We start from the raw sequence: 16,859 nt of genomic DNA, 5'->3' as shown, positions 1-16,859 counted from the left end.
AGTGTGAACAGCCGACATGTACCGTCGATTGACAGGCTTCCTTCTCTGGACGCTCCTGACATGCGGAGTGTGCTCGACGCCGGGCTTTGCGCAACAACCACCGCAACCCCCGCCTGCCGAGGCTGACGAGCAGGAGCGACCGAAGTACGAAGAAAGCGTGATCGTCAGTGCGTCGAAGGTCGAGCAGGCGCTCGTCAACGCGCCCGCCACCGTCACCCTGATCGACAGCCGGACGATCGCGAACTCCCCCGCCACCAGCTACGCCGATCTCCTCCGGAACGTGCCGGGGCTGAACGTCACGCAGACCTCCGCGCGCGACATCAATCTCACCTCCCGCGCCGCCACGGGCACGCTCGCCACATCGCAGCTCGCACTGGTCGACGGACGCAGCATCTACCAGGACTTCTTCGGGTTCGTCGCGTGGGACTTCCTGCCCATCGACCCGCAGGAGATGAAGCAGATCGAAGTCATCCGCGGCCCGGCGTCGGCCGTCTGGGGCGCCAACGCGCTCACCGGCGTGGTGAACATCATCACCAAGTCGCCGCGCGAGATGCAGGGAACGTCGTTCTCGCTGAGCGCCGGCCTGTTCGGGCGCGACGCGATGGGGGGCACGCGCAGGAACGGCGGGTTGTTCTCCGCGACGGCAAGCCACGCGGCCGCCATCGACGATCGCTGGGCCTACAAGGTGTCTGCCGGGTTCTATCAGCAGGACGCCATGGCGCGGCCGAATGGGCCGATCCCCAACGACACGGGGACGCTCTATCCGGGCTTTGCCAACTCCGGCACGCGACAGCCGAAGTTCGACGCGCGTCTCGACTACGACCATCCCGATGGCCGCCAGAAGGTGGTCGTGCAGGGCGGGTTCTCCGGCACCGAGGGCATGATCCACACAGGGATCGGGCCGTTCGACATCGATCGCGGCACGTACCTGGCGTACGGCAAGGTGAACTACTCGCGCGGGGCGACGCGCATCAACACGTTCATCAATCGCCTCGACGGCAACGCCACGAACCTGCTGGCGGTGGGACTCGACGGCAGGCCGATTCCGTTCGTGTTCCGCAACACGACGTTCGACGTCGAAGCCGGTCACGTGGCGACGTGGAAGAGCCGTCACGTGTTCAGCATGGGCGGCAACTTCCGGTACAATGCGTTCGACCTGTCGCTGGCGCCGCGTGGCGACGCCCGGACCGAAGGCGGCGTGTACCTGCAGGATGAGATCTTCCTCGCGCCGCGCTGGCGCTGGGTGGTTGGTGGCCGCGTCGACGCCTTCTCCGTCCTCGACGCGCCGGTGTTCTCGCCGCGCACGACGCTCATGTTCAAGCCGTCGCCGGCGCAGACGGTGCGCGTGTCGTACAACCGCGCGTACAGGGCCCCGTCGCTGGTGAACAACTTCCTCGACACCGCGCTGGTCAACCAACTCGATCTCGGTGCGCTGAACCCCGCGCTCACCGGCCGTCTGTACAACTTCCCCGTCGCCGCCATCGGCAACGAGGACCTCTCCGAGGAGTCGCTCGACGCGTACGAAATCGGCTACTCGGGCGTGATCGGCAACCGGGCCACCGTCAGCGCGGCGTTCTACGTCAACGACAGCCGCAACGCGATCTTCTTCACGCAGAACGGCTCGTACCGCGCCACGACGCCGCCGCCCGGGGGGCCGCTGCCGGCCGCGGCCCTCGAGCTGATCCTCCAGTCGGGCCGGTTCGGTCCGGGCAACGGCCTGCCCGCCTCGTTCACGTACCAGAACTTCGGCAAGGTCCGTCAGAAGGGCGTCGAGCTCGGCGTCGACGCCGACATCGCGCGCACCGTGACGGGGTTTGCCAACTACTCGTTCCAGCCGACGCCGGAACCGCGCGGGTTCGACATCTCCGAGTTGAACCTGCCCTCGCGGCATCGCCTGAACGTGGGTGGTACCTACTCGGGCCCGCGCGTGCTCGGCACGCTGTCGGTGAGCCACGCCACGGAGGCGTTCTGGCAGGACGTGCTCGACTCGCGCTATCACGGCACTACCGACGGCTTCACGCTCGTCAACGGCACGTTCGGCTACCGGCTCAGCGACGCGCTGACGGCGTCGCTGAAGGTGATCAACCTCTTCGATCAGGAAATCCAGCAGCACATCTTCGGAGACGTGATGCGACGGCAGGTCGTGCTCGAACTCCGCATGCGCGTCGGCGCGAAGCCCTGAACCGCCGGGGAACGCGCTCCGGCGTTCCCCGCCTCGGTCTATACTGCTCCGGCCGTACGTGTCCGATTCACGCCTGCACACGCCCCCTTCGCACCACGCGCCCCGCACGCCGCCCGCCGACTGGTCGTGGCGCGGCGTGGTGCGCCTCGTGGCCATCCTGGCGGTGGCGGCGGCCATCCCGCTGCTCTGGCGGCCGGCGATGGTCTGGCTGTCGACGCGTGCCGTCCAGCCCAGTTACCTCCCGGCGCTCGAGGCCTCGCGGGAGCGCATCCCGTTCCGCCCGGGGGCCATCGACGACCTCCAGCGGCTCCATCCGTCGTACGTCTTCATCGGCGACTCGATGCTCGGTACGCGCATCGACGCCGGGTACCTGGCTGGCCTCGTCGGGCAGGACGTGGCGATGCTCGCGCGCGCGGGCACCGGATCGGCGTACTGGTATCTGAGCTTCAAGAACTATCTCGTTGCGAGCGGCGAGCGGCCGAAGGTCACGTTCTTCTTCTTTCGCGACCTGAACATGACCGACCCGCTCTTTCGACTGACCGGTCCGTTCCGCTGGTCGCTCGACGAGGTGGCGCACGAGACGGAGCCGGCGCTCAACGACGCGATCGCCGCGCGCGTGCAGGGACCGTGGTACCGCGTCCACGACACGATCAACAGGGTCTATGACGTGGAGCGCGCCAACGCGTGGGTCGAGCGGCAGTTGTACGACTGGCCGACGCGACTCTGGACGCCTGACGAGCCCGCCCGCCGCCAGTTCCTCGACACCATGAACTTCGAGATCATGGGTCTCGAGCGTCTTCGGCCGATGGCGGCGGCCGACCTGCAGGCGGCCGAAGATGCCGAGGCCGACTTCGGGCGCACCATGCCGAGTTCGGTGCTGCCGCTCATCGTCGATCTCGCGAAACAGCACGGGCTTCACGTGTGCTTCGTGCGCGTGCAGCGGCGGCCCGTGGGCAACAGGGCACCGGAGCAGTCGCCGCGCATGCAGGCCTACATGCGCGACTTCCGCGCGTATGTCGAGCAGCAGGGCATGTCGTTCCATGACGACACCGGCGATCAGATGCAGACGCTGGCCATGTACGAGGACGGCGATCACATCGCCCGCGCGCACAGGCAGCGCTACACGCGCCAGTTCCGCGTCAACCTGAACAGGCTGTTCAGATGACGTTCCACAGCCTGGACTTCGTGGTCTTCTTCATCGTGGTGACGGCCGTCTACTGGCGGCTGTCGCACGTGGCGCAGAACCGGGTCCTGCTCGTGGCGAGCTATGTGTTCTACGGCTGGTTCGAGCCGTGGTTCTGCGCGCTGCTGGCCGGTACCACGCTCGTCGACTGGTTCGCCGGCCTGCGGATGGATCCAGACCCGTCGATGGACGATGAGGCCTATGCCAATCCCCCGGCAGACGTGCGGGCGACACGCAAGTGGTGGCTGGTCCTCAGCCTGATCTCGAACCTCTCGGTCCTCGGGTTCTTCAAGTACTTCAACTTCTTCATCGAGAGCGTGCAGGCGGGCCTTGCCGCCCTTGGCGTCGAGGCGTCGCTGCCGGTCCTGCAGATCGTGCTGCCCGTAGGCATCTCGTTCTACACGTTCCAGAGTCTCTCCTACACGATCGACGTCTATCGCGGCCGCATGCGCGCGTGCCGTCCGTTGCTCGACTTCGCGCTGTTCGTGGCGTTGTTCCCGCAGTTGGTCGCCGGCCCGATCGAACGCGCGTCGGCGCTCCTGCCGCGCGTGGTGACGCCCCGCGTCTTCAATCTCGTCGTCGCGCGCGACGCGACGGTGCTGATGATGTGGGGCCTCTTCAAGAAGCTGGTAATCGCAGACAACGTGGGCGTCATCGCCAACCGCGTCTTCTCGATGAAGGATCCGGGCTTCGAGATGCTGTGGGCAGGCGTCTTCGCGTTCGGCGTGCAGATTTACGCTGACTTCTCCGCCTACACGGACATCGCGCGCGGCAGTGCGCGCTGGCTCGGGTTCGATCTGATGAAGAACTTCGATCACCCGTACCTGGCCGTCTCGCCGTCGGACTTCTGGCGGCGCTGGCACATCTCGCTGTCGTCGTGGTTCCGCGACTACCTCTACATCCCACTGGGCGGATCGCGTCACGGACTGCCGCGCACACTGATCAACGTGATGATCACGTTCGTCGTGTCGGGGCTGTGGCACGGCGCGGCGTGGAATTTCGTCGCATGGGGCGCCTTCCACGGCGTGATGCTCGTGGTCGAGCGTCTGTGGGGGGCGGTGCGCGGCGTGGGGCGCCACCCGGGCCGACATCGCCTGCCGCTCTGGCGCGTGCTGCCGCAGTGGGCGCTGATGTTCGTGCTCGTCCACATCGGATGGCTGATGTTCCGCGAGGGCGACGCCGCCATGCTGTGGCGCGATCTCACGCTCGTTCCGGGCACCGCACCGCTGGCCGAGCGCCAGGCAGGCCTCTACCTGTTCCTCATCGCCCTCACGTTCTCCGCGCCGCTGTGGGTCCACAGCCTGTGGACGGTCTGGCAGGGCCGGTCCTACACGGACAGGCCAGCCCAGCACGAGGCGGACGTGCCCACGCGCACCGTCGTCTGGCAGGCGCTGACGGTGGGCCTCCTGTTTGCGACGATCCTCGTGCTGCGCAGCCGCACGTCGCTCGACTTCATCTACTTCGCGTTCTAGCGCGAGCCGACGGCATGGATGTGCCCTTCCCGCCGCACGTGCTCGACGCCCTCGCGGGTCATGGCCTGAGGCCCACGGCAGAGACGCCTGCCCTGCTCCTGCACGACCAGGTCAACGATCTCTATCGCTTCGAGATTCGCCGCCTCAGGGCGCGCCTGCGCGCCGGCGAGATTCCGCGTGCGTCGTACGCCGGCGAGGTCCTCGCCCTGCGACGACGCTACGTCCTCCTGTCACTGCCCCTGCACCGCTGGCGCGACGCGCGCGAGGGGCAGGGCACGCCCTCGTCGTCGACGAGGATCGACTAGAATCTGAACTTCGTATGGCTGGATGGAGCGAGTTCCAGGGTCTGAACGCCGGGTACGTCCTCGAACTCTACGATCGCTACCGGCAGGACCCCACGGCAGTCGACGCGCAGACGCGCGCCTACTTCGAGCAGTGGACGCCCCCTGAGGAAACACCCACTCCCGCAGGCGGTGCCGTCTCACCGGGCGACACCCGCGCGGTCGTGGGCGCGGCGACGCTGGCCGAGTGGATTCGCCGGTACGGCCATCTCGCCGCCCAGATCGATCCCCTCGGCTCGCGTCCGACAGGCGACCCCGCGCTGGCGCCTGAAGCGCACGGCACCTCGGAGGACGAGATGCGCCGCATGCCGGCCAGCGTGGTCGGCGGTCCGCTGGCCGAAGGTCTGCCAGACGCCGCGACGGCGATGGCGGCCCTGCGCGCGGCGTACTGCACGCGCACGGGATTCGACTTCGCGCAGGTGTACGTGCCCGAAGAGCGGGAATGGCTGCGCCTGGCCGTCGAGACGCGACGATTCCGGCCACCCATGACCCCGCTCGACGAGGTGGCGCTGCTCGACCGCATCACGCAGGTCGAGACGTTCGAGCGTTTCCTGCACCGCACGTTCCAGGGCAAGACGCGGTTCTCGGTCGAAGGCCTCGACATGCTCGTGCCGGTCCTCGACACGATCATCCACGGAGGCGACCAGGGCGGTCTGCAGCACGTGCTCATCGGCATGGCGCATCGCGGTCGCCTGAACGTGCTCACGCACGTGCTCGGCAAGCCGTACGCGCAGATCCTGGCCGAGTTCAAGGACCCGGTGCAGACGCGCACCGGCTACCGCATCGACCTCGGCTGGACGGGCGACGTGAAGTATCACGCGGGCGCGCTGCGGCAGTTCGACGCCGACACGCAGGTGTCGATGGCACCGAACCCGAGCCACCTGGAGTTCGTGAATCCCGTGGTGGCGGGCATGGCGCGCGCCGCAGGGACCGACGCGGGCCGTCCCGGCGCCCCGGTGTTCAATCCGCACCTCACGCTGCCGGTCCTGATTCACGGCGATGCGGCGTTTCCCGGCCAGGGCATCGTGGCCGAGACGCTGAACCTGTCGCGCCTGGACGGCTACACCGCCGGCGGCACGATCCACATCATCGCGAACAACCAGCTCGGGTTCACGGCCGTCTCCGCCGAGTCGTACTCGACGTCGTACGCGAGCGGCCTGGCGCGCGGGTTCAAGATCCCGATCATCCACGTGAACGCCGACGATCCGATCGCCTGCATCGAGGCCGCCCGGATCGCGTGGGCGTATCGCGAGCGCTTCCAGCGCGACTTCCTGATCGATCTGGTGGGGTATCGCCGCTACGGGCACAACGAGGGCGACGAGCCGGGCTTCACGCAACCGCTCATGTACCAGAAGATTGCCGCGCACCCGACGGTCCGCGAGCAATGGGCGGCTCACGTGGAAGCGTCGACCGGACGTCCCGGTCTGGCGCAGGCGATGGTCGACGCGCGCATGAAGGCGCTCGAAGACATCTACGCGCAACTCAAGCCCGAAGAAGACATCGTCAATCCGATTCCGGAGCCGCCGCCCGCTGGTGCCGCGCGCCAGGTGCGCACGACCGTGAGCGTGGCGCACCTGCGCGAGATGAACGACGCGCTGCTGACGCGGCCCGACGGGTTCGTCGGACATCGCAAGCTGGATCGCGGACGCGAGCGGCGCAAGGTGGTGTTCGACAACCTCGACGAGCGATCGGTGGACTGGGCCACGGCCGAGGAACTGGCGTACGCGAGCATCCTCGCAGACGGGATTCCGATCCGCCTCACGGGCGAGGACGTGCAGCGCGGCACGTTCAGCCACAGGCACGCGGCGTTCCGCGACCAGGACACCGGTGCCCTCGACATCCCGCTGCAACGGCTGCCGCAGGCACGGGCGAGCTTCGAGATTCACAACAGCCCGCTCAGCGAGAACGCGACGATCGGCTTCGAGTACGGCTACAACGTGCAGGCGCCCGATCGCCTCGTGATCTGGGAAGCGCAGTACGGCGATTTCATCAACGGCGCGCAGGTGATGCTCGATCAGTTCGTGACGTCGGCCCGCGCCAAGTGGGGGCAGACGCCGTCGCTGGTCCTGCTCCTCCCGCATGGCTACGAAGGCCAGGGCCCCGAGCATTCGAGCGCGCGCCCGGAGCGCTTCCTCGGCGCCGCGGCGGACATCAACCTGCGCCTGGCCAACTGCACAACGGCCGCCCAGTACTTCCACCTTCTCCGTCGCCAGGCGCTCCTGCTCACGACCGATCCGCTGCCCCTCGTCGTGCTCACGCCGAAGAGCCTGCTGCGACATCCGCTCGTGGCGTCCTCGCCGCGCGAGTTCGAGGAAGGCGCCTGGCGTCCTGTCATCGACGATGACGACGCGCGGGCGCGGGCGCGTGAGGTCACGCGCGTGCTGTTCTGCAGCGGCAAGGTGTACGTCGATCTCGTGTCGGCGGACGCCCGCCAGACGGATCGCCACACGGCCATCTGCCGGATCGAACAGCTGTACCCCTTCCCCGCCGACGCGGTCAGCACCGTCGTCGCCGGCTACCCGAATGCGGAAGAGGTCGTCTGGCTGCAGGAAGAACCGCTCAACATGGGGGCCTGGGACTTCTTCCGGCCTGCCTTCGAGGAACTGCTGGACGGCAGGCTTCCGGTGCGGTATCTCGGACGTCCACGCAGCGCGAGCCCATCGGAGGGCTCGCTGACGTGGCACATGATCAACCAGAAGTTGCTGGTGGCCGAGGCGTACGCTCCCACCGCTCCCACCCCACGTGCGTCACGCGCGCGGGCCAAGGCAAAGGCATAGAACGCACATGGCGGCACAGGTGGTGGTTCCGCAGCTCGGTGAGTCGGTGATCGAGGCGCGCGTGGCGCGCTGGCTCAAGAAAGAAGGCGAGGCCGTGGGCGTGGGCGACGCGCTCGTCGAGCTCGAGACCGAGAAGATCGACCTCGAAGTGAACGCCGATCAGGCGGGCGTGCTCGCGAAGATCCTCCGTCAGGAGGGCGAAGACGTGAAGGTCGGCCAACAGCTCGCTCTGATCGAGGTGGGTGCCGCTGCGACGTCCACGCCTGCCGCCGCGGCACCCGAGCCCGCCGCGAGCGCGCCAGCGCCTGCCGCGGCTCCTGTCGCTGATGGTCCTCGCAGCACGCCAGCCGCGCGCAAGGCTGCCGAGGTCCATCAGGTGGACGTGGCGCAAGTGCAGGGCACCGGCGATGCCGGACGCGTGATGCGTCGTGACGTGGAAGCCGCTGCGCGACCCGCTGCCGCACCGGCGTCAGCACCCGCTGCGGCCAAGCCGGCTGCCGCCCAACCGCCGCCCACGCGTCCGGCCCTCGTTCCGGGCAGTCGCACGGAAGAACGCGTGCGGATGTCGAAGCGGCGACTCACAATCGCGCGCAACCTCGTCGAGGCCCAGCGCACGGCGGCCATGCTCACCACCTTCAACGAGGTGGACATGACCGAGCTGATGGCGCTGCGCGAACGGCGCAAGGAGCAGTTCGCCAAGCGCTACGGCGTGGGCATCGGCATCGCGTCGTTCTTCGTCAAGGCGTCGGTGGCGGCGCTCCAGGCGTTTCCCCGTCTCAACGCCGAGATCCAGGGCGAGGAGATGGTGCTGAAGCACTACTACGACGTCGGGATTGCCGTCGGCGCCGAACAGGGCCTGGTCGTCCCTGTCATCAGGTCGGCCGAACAGCTCGGGTTCGCCGACATCGAGCTCGCCATCAGGGATTTCGCCGCGCGCGCGAAGAACAACACGCTCACGCTCGAGGATCTCAGGGGCGGATCGTTCACGATCACCAACGGCGGCGTGTTCGGGTCGCTGCTCAGTACGCCGATCCTGAATCCGCCGCAGGTGGGCATCCTCGGCCTGCACAAGATCGAGGACCGCCCCGTGGCCATCAAGGGACAGGTCGTCATCAGACCGATGATGTACCTTGCGCTCTCCTACGATCACCGCATCGTGGACGGGCTCGAAGCCGTGCAGTTCCTCGTGAAGGTGAAGGAGTTCATCGAGGATCCGGGCTTCCTGCTCCTGCAGTCCTGACGCGCCGACTCGGTACGTCCCGCCCCAACGTCGCGATCGAATGAGGCGGTATCGGTGACAGGCCGGTGCCGTCGTGACAACGTCCTATGAACATGCCGCCGTACCGACCGTTCATCGCCACGGTCCTGCTGCTGGGTGTCGCCCTTGGCACCTCCCCTGCGATGGCCCGGCAGCCGGCGGCTCGCTCGGACGCCGACCTGGACCGCATCCGCCGGCAGTTCGCGGCGCAGCCCGTAGAGTCGATCCTGCTCGGCCCCGTGCGTGCCGACTACACGGTGCGCGTCGAGGAAACCCGCGACGACATCGACTACGACTTCGGCTGGCTGTACGACCAGACGACGGCGACGCCGGGGTACGTGCGTCCGTGGTACCCGATCTACCACTACGAGATGCAGTCGATCATGATCCCGCGCCAGCATCGCGCGCAGCTCTACCCCGTGGGCGTCCCCGTCGGGGGGAACACGATCGGCGCGATCAGGAACGCCTTCCGCAAGCGCGAGGAGCAGAAGGCGAAGGCCCAGGTCGAGGCCGAGGTGCAGGCGCTCGAGAAATCACGGCAGAAGCCCTGAGGCGTCACCACGGTGACCCGACGCGGCCGCGCAACCCTGGTCGTGTGGCCGGTGAACGCCGCCGTCGCGTGCGCGGCTTCGCGGGGAACAGATACTCCAGAATCGGTCCGATCCGCGCCGCCCATGCCGCCTCGCTGTGCGGCGCCCCGCGCGCTTCGACGTACCGCAGATCATCGCCGTCCGCCCAGCCCTTCTCCAGTAGCAGGGCTTTCAGCGCGCGTGCGTTACGCAGCGTGTCGCGCCCTTCGGCAGTGCCGACGTCGAGCCAGATCCGCCATGGCAGGTGCGTCTCGAGTCTGGCGAACCGCTCGAGGATCGCGCGACGGTCCCACCAGATCGACGGGGACAGCACCGCCAGCCCACCGAACACGTGCGGATACTCGAGGCCCATGTGCAGCGTGACGAGGCCGCCGAGCGACGACCCGCCGAGCGCGGTGTCTACCGCATCCGGCCGCGTACGGAACGTGCGATCGATGTACGGTTTGAGCTCGTCGACGAGGAAGCGCGCGTAGCGGTCTGCCCGGCCGCCGGCGTCGCGGTGGGCGTCGCGCGTCGGCGCGAACTCGTCGGCCCTGGCGGTTCCGGCGTGATTGATGGCGACGATGATGACCGGCGCGATCGCCTTTTCGCGTATGAGCCGCTCGGCCGTCTCGTCCACGGCCCACGAGACGCCGGCAAACGCCGTACTCGCGTCGAACACGTTCTGTCCGTCGTGCAGGTAGAGCACCGGATAGCGGCGCTCGGGTTCGTCGTCGTACCCCGGCGGCAGGTAGATCAGGACGTCTCGGCTGTTGCCGAGCACCTCCGAATGGAAGCCCTCGGCGAGTCGGATGTCGCCGGTGTAGGTATGCCCCTCGCGCGGCGCGGCGCCGCACTGCCTCGGGCCTGCCGGCACGGCTACGCGTGCCACCGGGACGGCTCTGGACCAACGGTCATCCGGACCAGTGTAAACCGCCGGAGACGCCGGACGCCGGTTCAGGTAGCCTGTAGGGCCATGGCTCTTCTCGAACCAGGCGCGAAGGCGCCACAGTTCGCGCTCCCGGATCAGGATGGTGTCGTCCGCGCGCTTGCCGATTGCGCAGGCCAGCCGGTGGTGCTCTTCTTCTATCCGAAGGACGCCACGCCGGGGTGTACCACGGAAGCGTGCGGATTCCAGGACGCGCTACCCGACTTCTCGCGCGCGGGTGCGGTGGTGTTCGGCATCAGCATCCTCGACACGGCGAGCAAGGCGACGTTCGCGCGCCGGCACGGACTTGCGTATCCCCTCCTCGCCGACGAGGATCACGCCGTGTGCGAGCGGTACGGCGTGTGGCAGGAGAAGCGCCTCTATGGAAGGACGTTCATGGGCATCGCGCGGACCACGTATCTCGTCGCGCCTGATGGCACGGTGGCGCGGCGCTGGGACGGCGTGAAAGTCGACGCGCACGCGGCCGACGTGCTGGCCGTCGTCGAGGGGGCGGAACGGCGATGACGATGCGGCGACGAACGTCCCTGGTTCTCTCGACGATCGTGCTCGTGGCGTCGTCGGCGTCCGCGCAGTCGCGTGGCCCCCTCGACCTCGAGATCGGCGATCCCGCGCGCAAGGCGCGCTCGATCGCGCTGGGCGTCGATCAGATTCACGACACGCACAAGGGCGTCGACGTGTCGCCCGACGAGGCGGTGGCCGCATTGGCCGACGCCGCCATCGTGCTCGTCGGAGAGTCGCACACGTCGGCGGAATCGCACCGCGTGCAGGCGGCCGTGATCGCGGCGCTGCAGCGTGCCGGTCGCAAGGTGACAATCGGCCTGGAGATGTTCCCCGACGACGCGCCCACCGCACCGTTCGATCGCTGGATGCGTGGCGGCATCGACGAGGCGGCGCTCCTGCGTGAATCAGGCTGGTACGACTACTGGGGCTATCCCTGGGGGTACTACAGGGAGATTTTCCAGCTCGCGAAACAGCATCGGCTGTCGCTGCGCGGGATCAACGCGCCGCGCGCCATCATCTCGATGGTCGGTCGTCGCGGCCTCACGAGCATCGGCGGGATGGAGCGCGGCAGGCTGGCACCGACGATCGACACGACGCACGACGAACACAAGCAGATGTTCACCGCGTTCATCGGCGGCGGGAGTTCACACGGCTCGGGCATGCCGGCCGACACGCTCCAGCGCATGATCGACGCGCAGTGTGCGTGGGATGCAACGATGGCGTTCCATGCCGTCGAACTGGCGAAGAGCACGCCCGATCCGAAGGCCGTTGTCGTGGTGCTGGTGGGCAGCGGGCATGTCGCCTACAACCTTGGCATCGCCCGACAGGCCGCGGCCTACACCGACAGGCGCGTGGCGACGGTGATGCCCGTCGCGACGTCGCCGGCCTCGCCGACGTCAGTACGTGCGTCGGTCGGCGACATCGTGTGGGGTGTGCCGACCGAGACCTACCCGCTCCACCCCACGTTCGGCGTGTCGTTCCGCAGTAACGGCGAGCAGCCCACCAACGTCCTCCTGGTGACGCCGGGCTCGACGGCCGAGGCGATGGGCATCAAGGCCGGCGACGACCTGCTGACGCTCGACGGCCAGCCGATCCGCAAGGACGTCGAGATTCGGGCGCTCATCGACAAGAAACAGTGGGGCGATTCGCTCGTCGCCACCGTGAAACGCGGCGACGAGACGCTGACGCTGACAGGCAGTCTTCGACGCCGCTGAGCGTTACAAGCGCCGCACCCACGCCATGTGCCCCGCGGCTAGCGGCGGCGGAGGACGGCCGTCACGGGGAAGTGATCGGACGGATACCGCTGGTTGCGCTCGGTTCTGACGATCGCGGCTTCGACGACTTCCCAATCCGCCGTCGCGAAGATGTAGTCGATCTTCTCACCCGACACCTGGCCGTACTTGAAGCCCGTGAACGTGCCCACGGGCGACGCATCGGGATGCTTGACGCGGAACGTGTCGACCAGCGTGCCGCCCTCACGCATCGTCGCGACCGCCGGGTTGCGCTCGCCGGAGTTGAAGTCGCCCATCACGATAGCGGGCGCTTTCGGATCGCGCGCGTCGATGCGTGCGCGCAGCAGCGCCGCCGACTTCTCGCGCGACGGCTGCGACTGGTGATCGAGGTGAAGATTGAACACCGTCAGCGGACGTCCGTCCGGCGTCGTGAACTGCGCCCACGTGCAGATGCGCGTGATGGAGTTGCCCCAACTCGTCGACGCCACGACTGTCGGCGTCTCCGAGAACCAGAACGTGTCGGTGCGCTGGAGAGACAGCCTCGCCCGCTTGTACAGGATCGCCGTGTACTCCCCCTTCCATACGCCATCGTCGCGCCCGACGCCGACGACCGAGTAGTCGGGCAGTGCGTCGACGATGTACGCAATCTGGTCGTGGAGCGCCTCCTGGAGGCCGACGATGTCAGGCGCCTCGGCACGCAGTACGTCGACGAGGAACGCCTTGCGGTTGTCCCAGTGATTGTCGCCGTCCTTCGCGGTGCCGTAGCGGATGTTGAAGCTCATGACGCGCAGGGCGTCATCGGTCGTCTGCGCGAAGGTCGGCGGCGCGACCGCAGCCAGTCCGAGCGCCGCACATGCGGCGATGAGTACGCGACGCGTCATTGCAGCCACTCCCGTCCGGCCCAGTGGGCCCTGATGAAATCGACGATGTTGCGCCAGCGGAAGCGCTCCAGATCCTCGTCGGAGAACCCGCGCGAGGCGAGTACGTCGCAGAGGCGGTGCAGGTCGACGATCGTGTCGAGGTCGGCAGGCGTCTGCTCGGTGCCGAACGCGCCGTCGAGATCCGATCCGATGCAGACGTGACGCGTCGAGCCCGCCAGCGAGCAGATGTGCAGGACGTGATCGGCCAGCCTCTCGAACGTGCAGCCGGCGGACTGCGGCGTCGACACGCCGCGCACCCAGTTCGGCACGATCATCCACGCATCGCACGACGCGCCGATGACGGCGCCCCTGGCGACGACCGCCTTGATCTGATCGTCGGGAAGCTGGCGCTGGTCGTCGACGAGCGCGCGTGCGTTGTGATGGCTCGCCCACACGGCACCGCCGAACAGGTCGAGTGCCTGCCAGAGGCTGTCGTCGCTCAGGTGCGTGACGTCGAGAATCACGCCGAAGCGCTCCATCGCCGCGAGCAGGGCCGGTCCGTCGGCTTCGAGGCGTCCCGTCGTATGCGTGCCGGGCGCGTATCGTCCAGGCCCGTAGTGCGCGGGTCCCACGGCACGCAGGCCGTCGCGCACCGCGCGTTCCAGATACTCCACCGACACCAGCGAGTCGGCTCCTTCGAGGCTGCGAATGTAACCAACGGGTAACGCATCGACGTTGCCGCCCGCCTCCTGCCAGCGCGCGAGGTGTGCATCGAGCGACGGGAGGTCCACGATCGCCGTCATCTCCCCCGCGCGTTCCATCTCGCGATACCACGCGAGTTGACCCTGCGTCTGCGCCCACGCCTGCTCCGCCGAGTGCCAGCCGGGCAGCGGATTGGACGGTGCGACGTAGCGTGCGATCTGCGTGGCGACCACGAGGCCGACGCGTCCCCTTTTCAGCTCGGGAAGCGAGACGGTGGCGCGACCGCGATCGGGCCTGTCGGTGAGTCCGGCCTCACGTGCTCTGATGGCCGCGACAGGCTGACGCAGGTCGCGGTTCCATTCGAGCGCGTTCATCGACAGGTCGAGGTGCGCGTCGACGAGCAGCATGTCAGGCGTCCGTCAGGCGGAACAGCGCTTCGATCTCGACGGGGATGTTGCCCGGCAGCGACCCCATGCCCACCGCGCTGCGCACGCCCACGCCGAGGTCGTCGCCCCAGATGGCCGCGAAGAGCTCGCTGCAGCCGTTCACGACGAACGGGTGCCTGTCGAACTCGGGCGTGGCCCACACCATGCCGAGCACCTTCACCACGCGCTGCACGCGATCGAGCGAGCCGACGGTGGCGCGGATCGTCGCGATGATCGACAGTCCCACCTGGCGCGCGGCGAGCTTGGCGGCGTCGGCATCGAGGGCCTCGCCCACGCGGCCGGTGATCATCGTGCCGTCGGCGCGCATCGTGCCATGCCCCGACACGTAGAGATACGGTCCCTCGATGAGGCCGGGCTTGTAGACGCCCATCGGTCTGGGGGCGGGCGGGAGTTCGAGGCCGAGAGCAGCGAAGCGTTGTTCAGGAGTCATGGGTGTTGGTCAGTGAATCAGGACGTCGAGCACGAGCACGCCGGCGAGTCCGACGATGGCCACGATCGTCTCCATTGCGGTCCACGTCTGCAAGGTCTCCGCGACAGACAGCGCAAAGTATTCCTTGAAGAGCCAGAAGGCGCCGTCGTTCACGTGCGAGAGGAGGAGGCTTCCCGCACCGATCGCCAGCACCATGAGGTTCGGATCGACGGCGCCGCTGATGACCAGCGGTGCCACGAGACCTGCCGTCGTCAGGCCGGCCACGGTTGCCGAGCCGACGCACACGCGCACGAGTCCGGCCATCACCCAGGCCAGGACGAGCGGCGGCGCGGGCAGCCTGAGAAGCGCACTCGCGATGGCGGTACTCGCGCCCGCGTCGGTCAGCACCTGCTTGAAGGCACCCGCCCCTCCCACCACGAGCAGCATCGAGGCGATGTCGGCGACGGCACGTTCGCACCACGTCATCACGTCGGCCAGTGACCGCCCCTGCCGTCGTCCGAGCAACGCAACGGCAGCGAGCACGCCGCACAGCATCGCGAGCGTGGGATCGGACAGCGCGCGTCCCGCCATCAATACCTGGTCCGCACCGCCGATAGTGACGAGTACCGATCCCGTGGCCAGCATGCCGACGGGCAGCAACGCCGAACAGAGGCTCGCACCGAGCGACGGAAGGTCGGCATCAGGCACGAGCGTCGGCGTGAAGGTGGCCAGCGGCGGGCGGTCGATGTGGCGCACGAAGCGGCTGTAGACCGGGCCCGCGAGCAGAATGGCGGGTATCGCGATCACGACCCCGTACAGGAGCGTGAGCCCCATGTCGGCGTGGAACTGCTGGACGAGCGCGGCCGGTGCCGGGTGCGGAGGCAGGTATCCGTGCGTCACGGACAACGCCGCGAGCATCGGGAGGCCGACGTAGACGGTTGGCAGCCGGTACTGCGCGGCGACGCTGAAGATGACCGGGATCACCAGCACGAAGCCAACCGCGTAGAACAGCGGCAGGCCGACGATGAAGCCGGTGACCATCAGGGCCCACTGCACGTAACTCGGACCGCTGACGCGCATCAGGCTCGTGGCGATGCGCTGCGCCGCGCCGCTCTCGGCGACGATCTTCCCCAGCATGGCGCCGAGGCCGATGACGATCGCGAGCGAGCCGAGCGTGTCGCCGAGGCCCTTCTGAATCGAGAGCGAGACCTGCGTGGGCGACAGCCCCGCGGCGAGCCCCACGCCGAGACAGACGACGAGGAAGGCGAGGAAGGCGTTGAGGCGCGCAACCGCGAGCAGCAGGATCAGCGCGACGATGCCTGCAACCGCGAGCGCGATGAGCATGGGCGCCGCTATGCTAACGCGAGTGGCGCCCCGAGGCGCCACTCGATGCCGAATGCGGAATGTGTCTGCTCCGCACCGGTGCCAGGGGCTGAAGCCCCTGACCTCCATCTGAACCAAGCGGTTGCCGGTTGCCGGTTGCCCGTTGCCGACGCGCTTGCCTCAGTACCGGTAGTGATCCGGCTTGTACGGACCCTCGACGGGGACGCCGATGTAGTCGGCCTGCGTCTTGTCGAGCACCGTGAGCTTCACGCCGAGCTTGTCGAGGTGCAGCCGCGCCACCTTCTCGTCGAGGCGCTTGGGCAGCGTGTAGACCTGCTTCTCGTACGCCGCGTTGTTGGTGTGGAGCTCGATCTGCGCCGTCACCTGATTGGTGAACGAGGCAGACATCACAAAGCTCGGATGACCCGTCGCGCACCCGAGGTTCAGCAGACGGCCCTCGGCGAGGATCATCACGCTGTGGCCGTCGGGGAAGCGCCATTCGTCGTACTGCGGCTTGATGTTGATGCGCTCGATGCCGGGCACCTTCTTCAGGCCGGCCATGTCGATCTCGTTGTCGAAGTGACCGATGTTGCCGACGATGGCCTTGTCCTTCATCTTCGCCATGTGCGTGGCGGTGATGATGTCCTTGTTGCCG

General features: G+C 67.9%; 15 protein-coding genes. 9 read left to right on the top strand and 6 right to left on the bottom strand.

From position 1 onward, the window contains the following. Positions 1–157 precede the first annotated feature (157 nt). The 7 genes from IT182_04040 to IT182_04010 all read left to right on the top strand — a co-directional run bounded on the left by IT182_04040 (position 158) and on the right by IT182_04010 (position 9,764). On the top strand, positions 158–2,182 hold the full coding sequence (locus IT182_04040; protein ID MCC6162502.1) for a TonB-dependent receptor: 2,025 nt from the start codon (positions 158–160) through the stop codon (positions 2,180–2,182). Positions 2,183–2,240: 58 nt separating this feature from the next. Next, positions 2,241–3,347, top strand: coding sequence for a hypothetical protein (locus IT182_04035; GenBank protein MCC6162501.1), 1,107 nt, complete (start codon positions 2,241–2,243; stop codon positions 3,345–3,347). Beyond that, positions 3,344–4,837 carry an MBOAT family protein gene (locus tag IT182_04030; protein ID MCC6162500.1) on the top strand — a complete coding sequence of 498 codons (1,494 nt, stop codon included), beginning with the start codon at positions 3,344–3,346 and terminating at the stop codon, positions 4,835–4,837. The genes IT182_04035 and IT182_04030 overlap by 4 nt, the downstream gene beginning before the upstream one ends. A gap of 14 nt (positions 4,838–4,851) precedes the next feature. Continuing rightward, on the top strand, positions 4,852–5,142 hold the full coding sequence (locus tag IT182_04025) for a hypothetical protein (GenBank protein MCC6162499.1): 291 nt from the start codon (positions 4,852–4,854) through the stop codon (positions 5,140–5,142). Positions 5,143–5,156: 14 nt separating this feature from the next. Further along, the gene (locus IT182_04020; protein ID MCC6162498.1) at positions 5,157–7,955 is read left to right on the top strand and encodes a 2-oxoglutarate dehydrogenase E1 component; all 2,799 of its coding nucleotides are present in this window, start codon (positions 5,157–5,159) and stop codon (positions 7,953–7,955) included. Between the two features lie 7 nt (positions 7,956–7,962). Continuing rightward, complete coding sequence (gene odhB, locus IT182_04015; protein ID MCC6162497.1) at positions 7,963–9,195, top strand: 2-oxoglutarate dehydrogenase complex dihydrolipoyllysine-residue succinyltransferase; 1,233 nt, start codon at positions 7,963–7,965, stop codon at positions 9,193–9,195. Positions 9,196–9,287: 92 nt separating this feature from the next. Further along, a complete protein-coding gene (locus IT182_04010) occupies positions 9,288–9,764 on the top strand; it encodes a hypothetical protein (GenBank protein MCC6162496.1) in 477 nt (158 codons plus the stop codon). A 4-nt stretch (positions 9,765–9,768) separates the two neighbouring features. On the opposite strand, the gene IT182_04005 is transcribed toward IT182_04010, so the two are convergent. Then, the gene (locus tag IT182_04005) at positions 9,769–10,674 is read right to left on the bottom strand and encodes an alpha/beta hydrolase (GenBank protein MCC6162495.1); all 906 of its coding nucleotides are present in this window, start codon (positions 10,672–10,674) and stop codon (positions 9,769–9,771) included. Positions 10,675–10,758: 84 nt separating this feature from the next. Here IT182_04005 and bcp point away from each other — a divergent pair, with 84 nt between their 5' ends. Continuing rightward, positions 10,759–11,235 carry a thioredoxin-dependent thiol peroxidase gene (gene bcp / locus IT182_04000; GenBank protein ID MCC6162494.1) on the top strand — a complete coding sequence of 159 codons (477 nt, stop codon included), beginning with the start codon at positions 10,759–10,761 and terminating at the stop codon, positions 11,233–11,235. After that, the gene (locus IT182_03995; protein ID MCC6162493.1) at positions 11,232–12,446 is read left to right on the top strand and encodes a ChaN family lipoprotein; all 1,215 of its coding nucleotides are present in this window, start codon (positions 11,232–11,234) and stop codon (positions 12,444–12,446) included. The genes bcp and IT182_03995 overlap by 4 nt, the downstream gene beginning before the upstream one ends. Before the next feature lie 38 nt (positions 12,447–12,484). On the opposite strand, the gene IT182_03990 is transcribed toward IT182_03995, so the two are convergent. The 5 genes from IT182_03990 to IT182_03970 all read right to left on the bottom strand — a co-directional run. Then, a complete protein-coding gene (locus IT182_03990; GenBank protein MCC6162492.1) occupies positions 12,485–13,345 on the bottom strand; it encodes an endonuclease/exonuclease/phosphatase family protein in 861 nt (286 codons plus the stop codon). Then, positions 13,342–14,433, bottom strand: a complete 1,092-nt coding sequence (locus tag IT182_03985; protein MCC6162491.1) for a membrane dipeptidase — start codon at positions 14,431–14,433, stop codon at positions 13,342–13,344. Before IT182_03985 ends, IT182_03990 begins: the two co-directional genes overlap by 4 nt. A 1-nt stretch (position 14,434) precedes the next feature. Continuing rightward, positions 14,435–14,902 (bottom strand): RidA family protein, encoded by a 468-nt coding sequence (locus IT182_03980; protein MCC6162490.1) that lies wholly within the window; start codon positions 14,900–14,902, stop codon positions 14,435–14,437. Between the two features lie 9 nt (positions 14,903–14,911). Then, positions 14,912–16,225 carry a gluconate transporter gene (locus tag IT182_03975; protein ID MCC6162489.1) on the bottom strand — a complete coding sequence of 438 codons (1,314 nt, stop codon included), beginning with the start codon at positions 16,223–16,225 and terminating at the stop codon, positions 14,912–14,914. A gap of 159 nt (positions 16,226–16,384) precedes the next feature. Then, positions 16,385–16,859: adenosylhomocysteinase (locus tag IT182_03970; GenBank protein MCC6162488.1), on the bottom strand; the 475-nt coding region annotated here is incomplete at its 5' end.

Source organism: Acidobacteriota bacterium (assembly GCA_020845575.1).
GTDB lineage: Bacteria > Acidobacteriota > Vicinamibacteria > Vicinamibacterales > Vicinamibacteraceae > Luteitalea.
Note: the sequence above shows the minus strand (reverse complement) of the source record. Positions and strands in the feature narration are given on the sequence as shown.

Bases quoted from the DNA above. Each gene is read 5' to 3' on its own strand.
- bcp (MCC6162494.1), top strand. From the start codon at position 10,759: ATGGCTCTTCTCGAACCAGGCGCGAAGGCGCCACAGTTCGCGCTCCCG.
- IT182_03980 (MCC6162490.1), bottom strand. From the start codon at position 14,902: ATGACTCCTGAACAACGCTTCGCTGCTCTCGGCCTCGAACTCCCGCCC.
- IT182_04010 (MCC6162496.1), top strand. From the start codon at position 9,288: ATGCCGCCGTACCGACCGTTCATCGCCACGGTCCTGCTGCTGGGTGTC.
- IT182_04030 (MCC6162500.1), top strand. From the start codon at position 3,344: ATGACGTTCCACAGCCTGGACTTCGTGGTCTTCTTCATCGTGGTGACG.
- IT182_04025 (MCC6162499.1), top strand. From the start codon at position 4,852: ATGGATGTGCCCTTCCCGCCGCACGTGCTCGACGCCCTCGCGGGTCAT.
- IT182_03990 (MCC6162492.1), bottom strand. From the start codon at position 13,345: ATGACGCGTCGCGTACTCATCGCCGCATGTGCGGCGCTCGGACTGGCT.
- IT182_04020 (MCC6162498.1), top strand. From the start codon at position 5,157: ATGGCTGGATGGAGCGAGTTCCAGGGTCTGAACGCCGGGTACGTCCTC.
- IT182_03985 (MCC6162491.1), bottom strand. From the start codon at position 14,433: ATGCTGCTCGTCGACGCGCACCTCGACCTGTCGATGAACGCGCTCGAA.
- IT182_03975 (MCC6162489.1), bottom strand. From the start codon at position 16,225: ATGCTCATCGCGCTCGCGGTTGCAGGCATCGTCGCGCTGATCCTGCTG.
- odhB (MCC6162497.1), top strand. From the start codon at position 7,963: ATGGCGGCACAGGTGGTGGTTCCGCAGCTCGGTGAGTCGGTGATCGAG.
- IT182_03995 (MCC6162493.1), top strand. From the start codon at position 11,232: ATGACGATGCGGCGACGAACGTCCCTGGTTCTCTCGACGATCGTGCTC.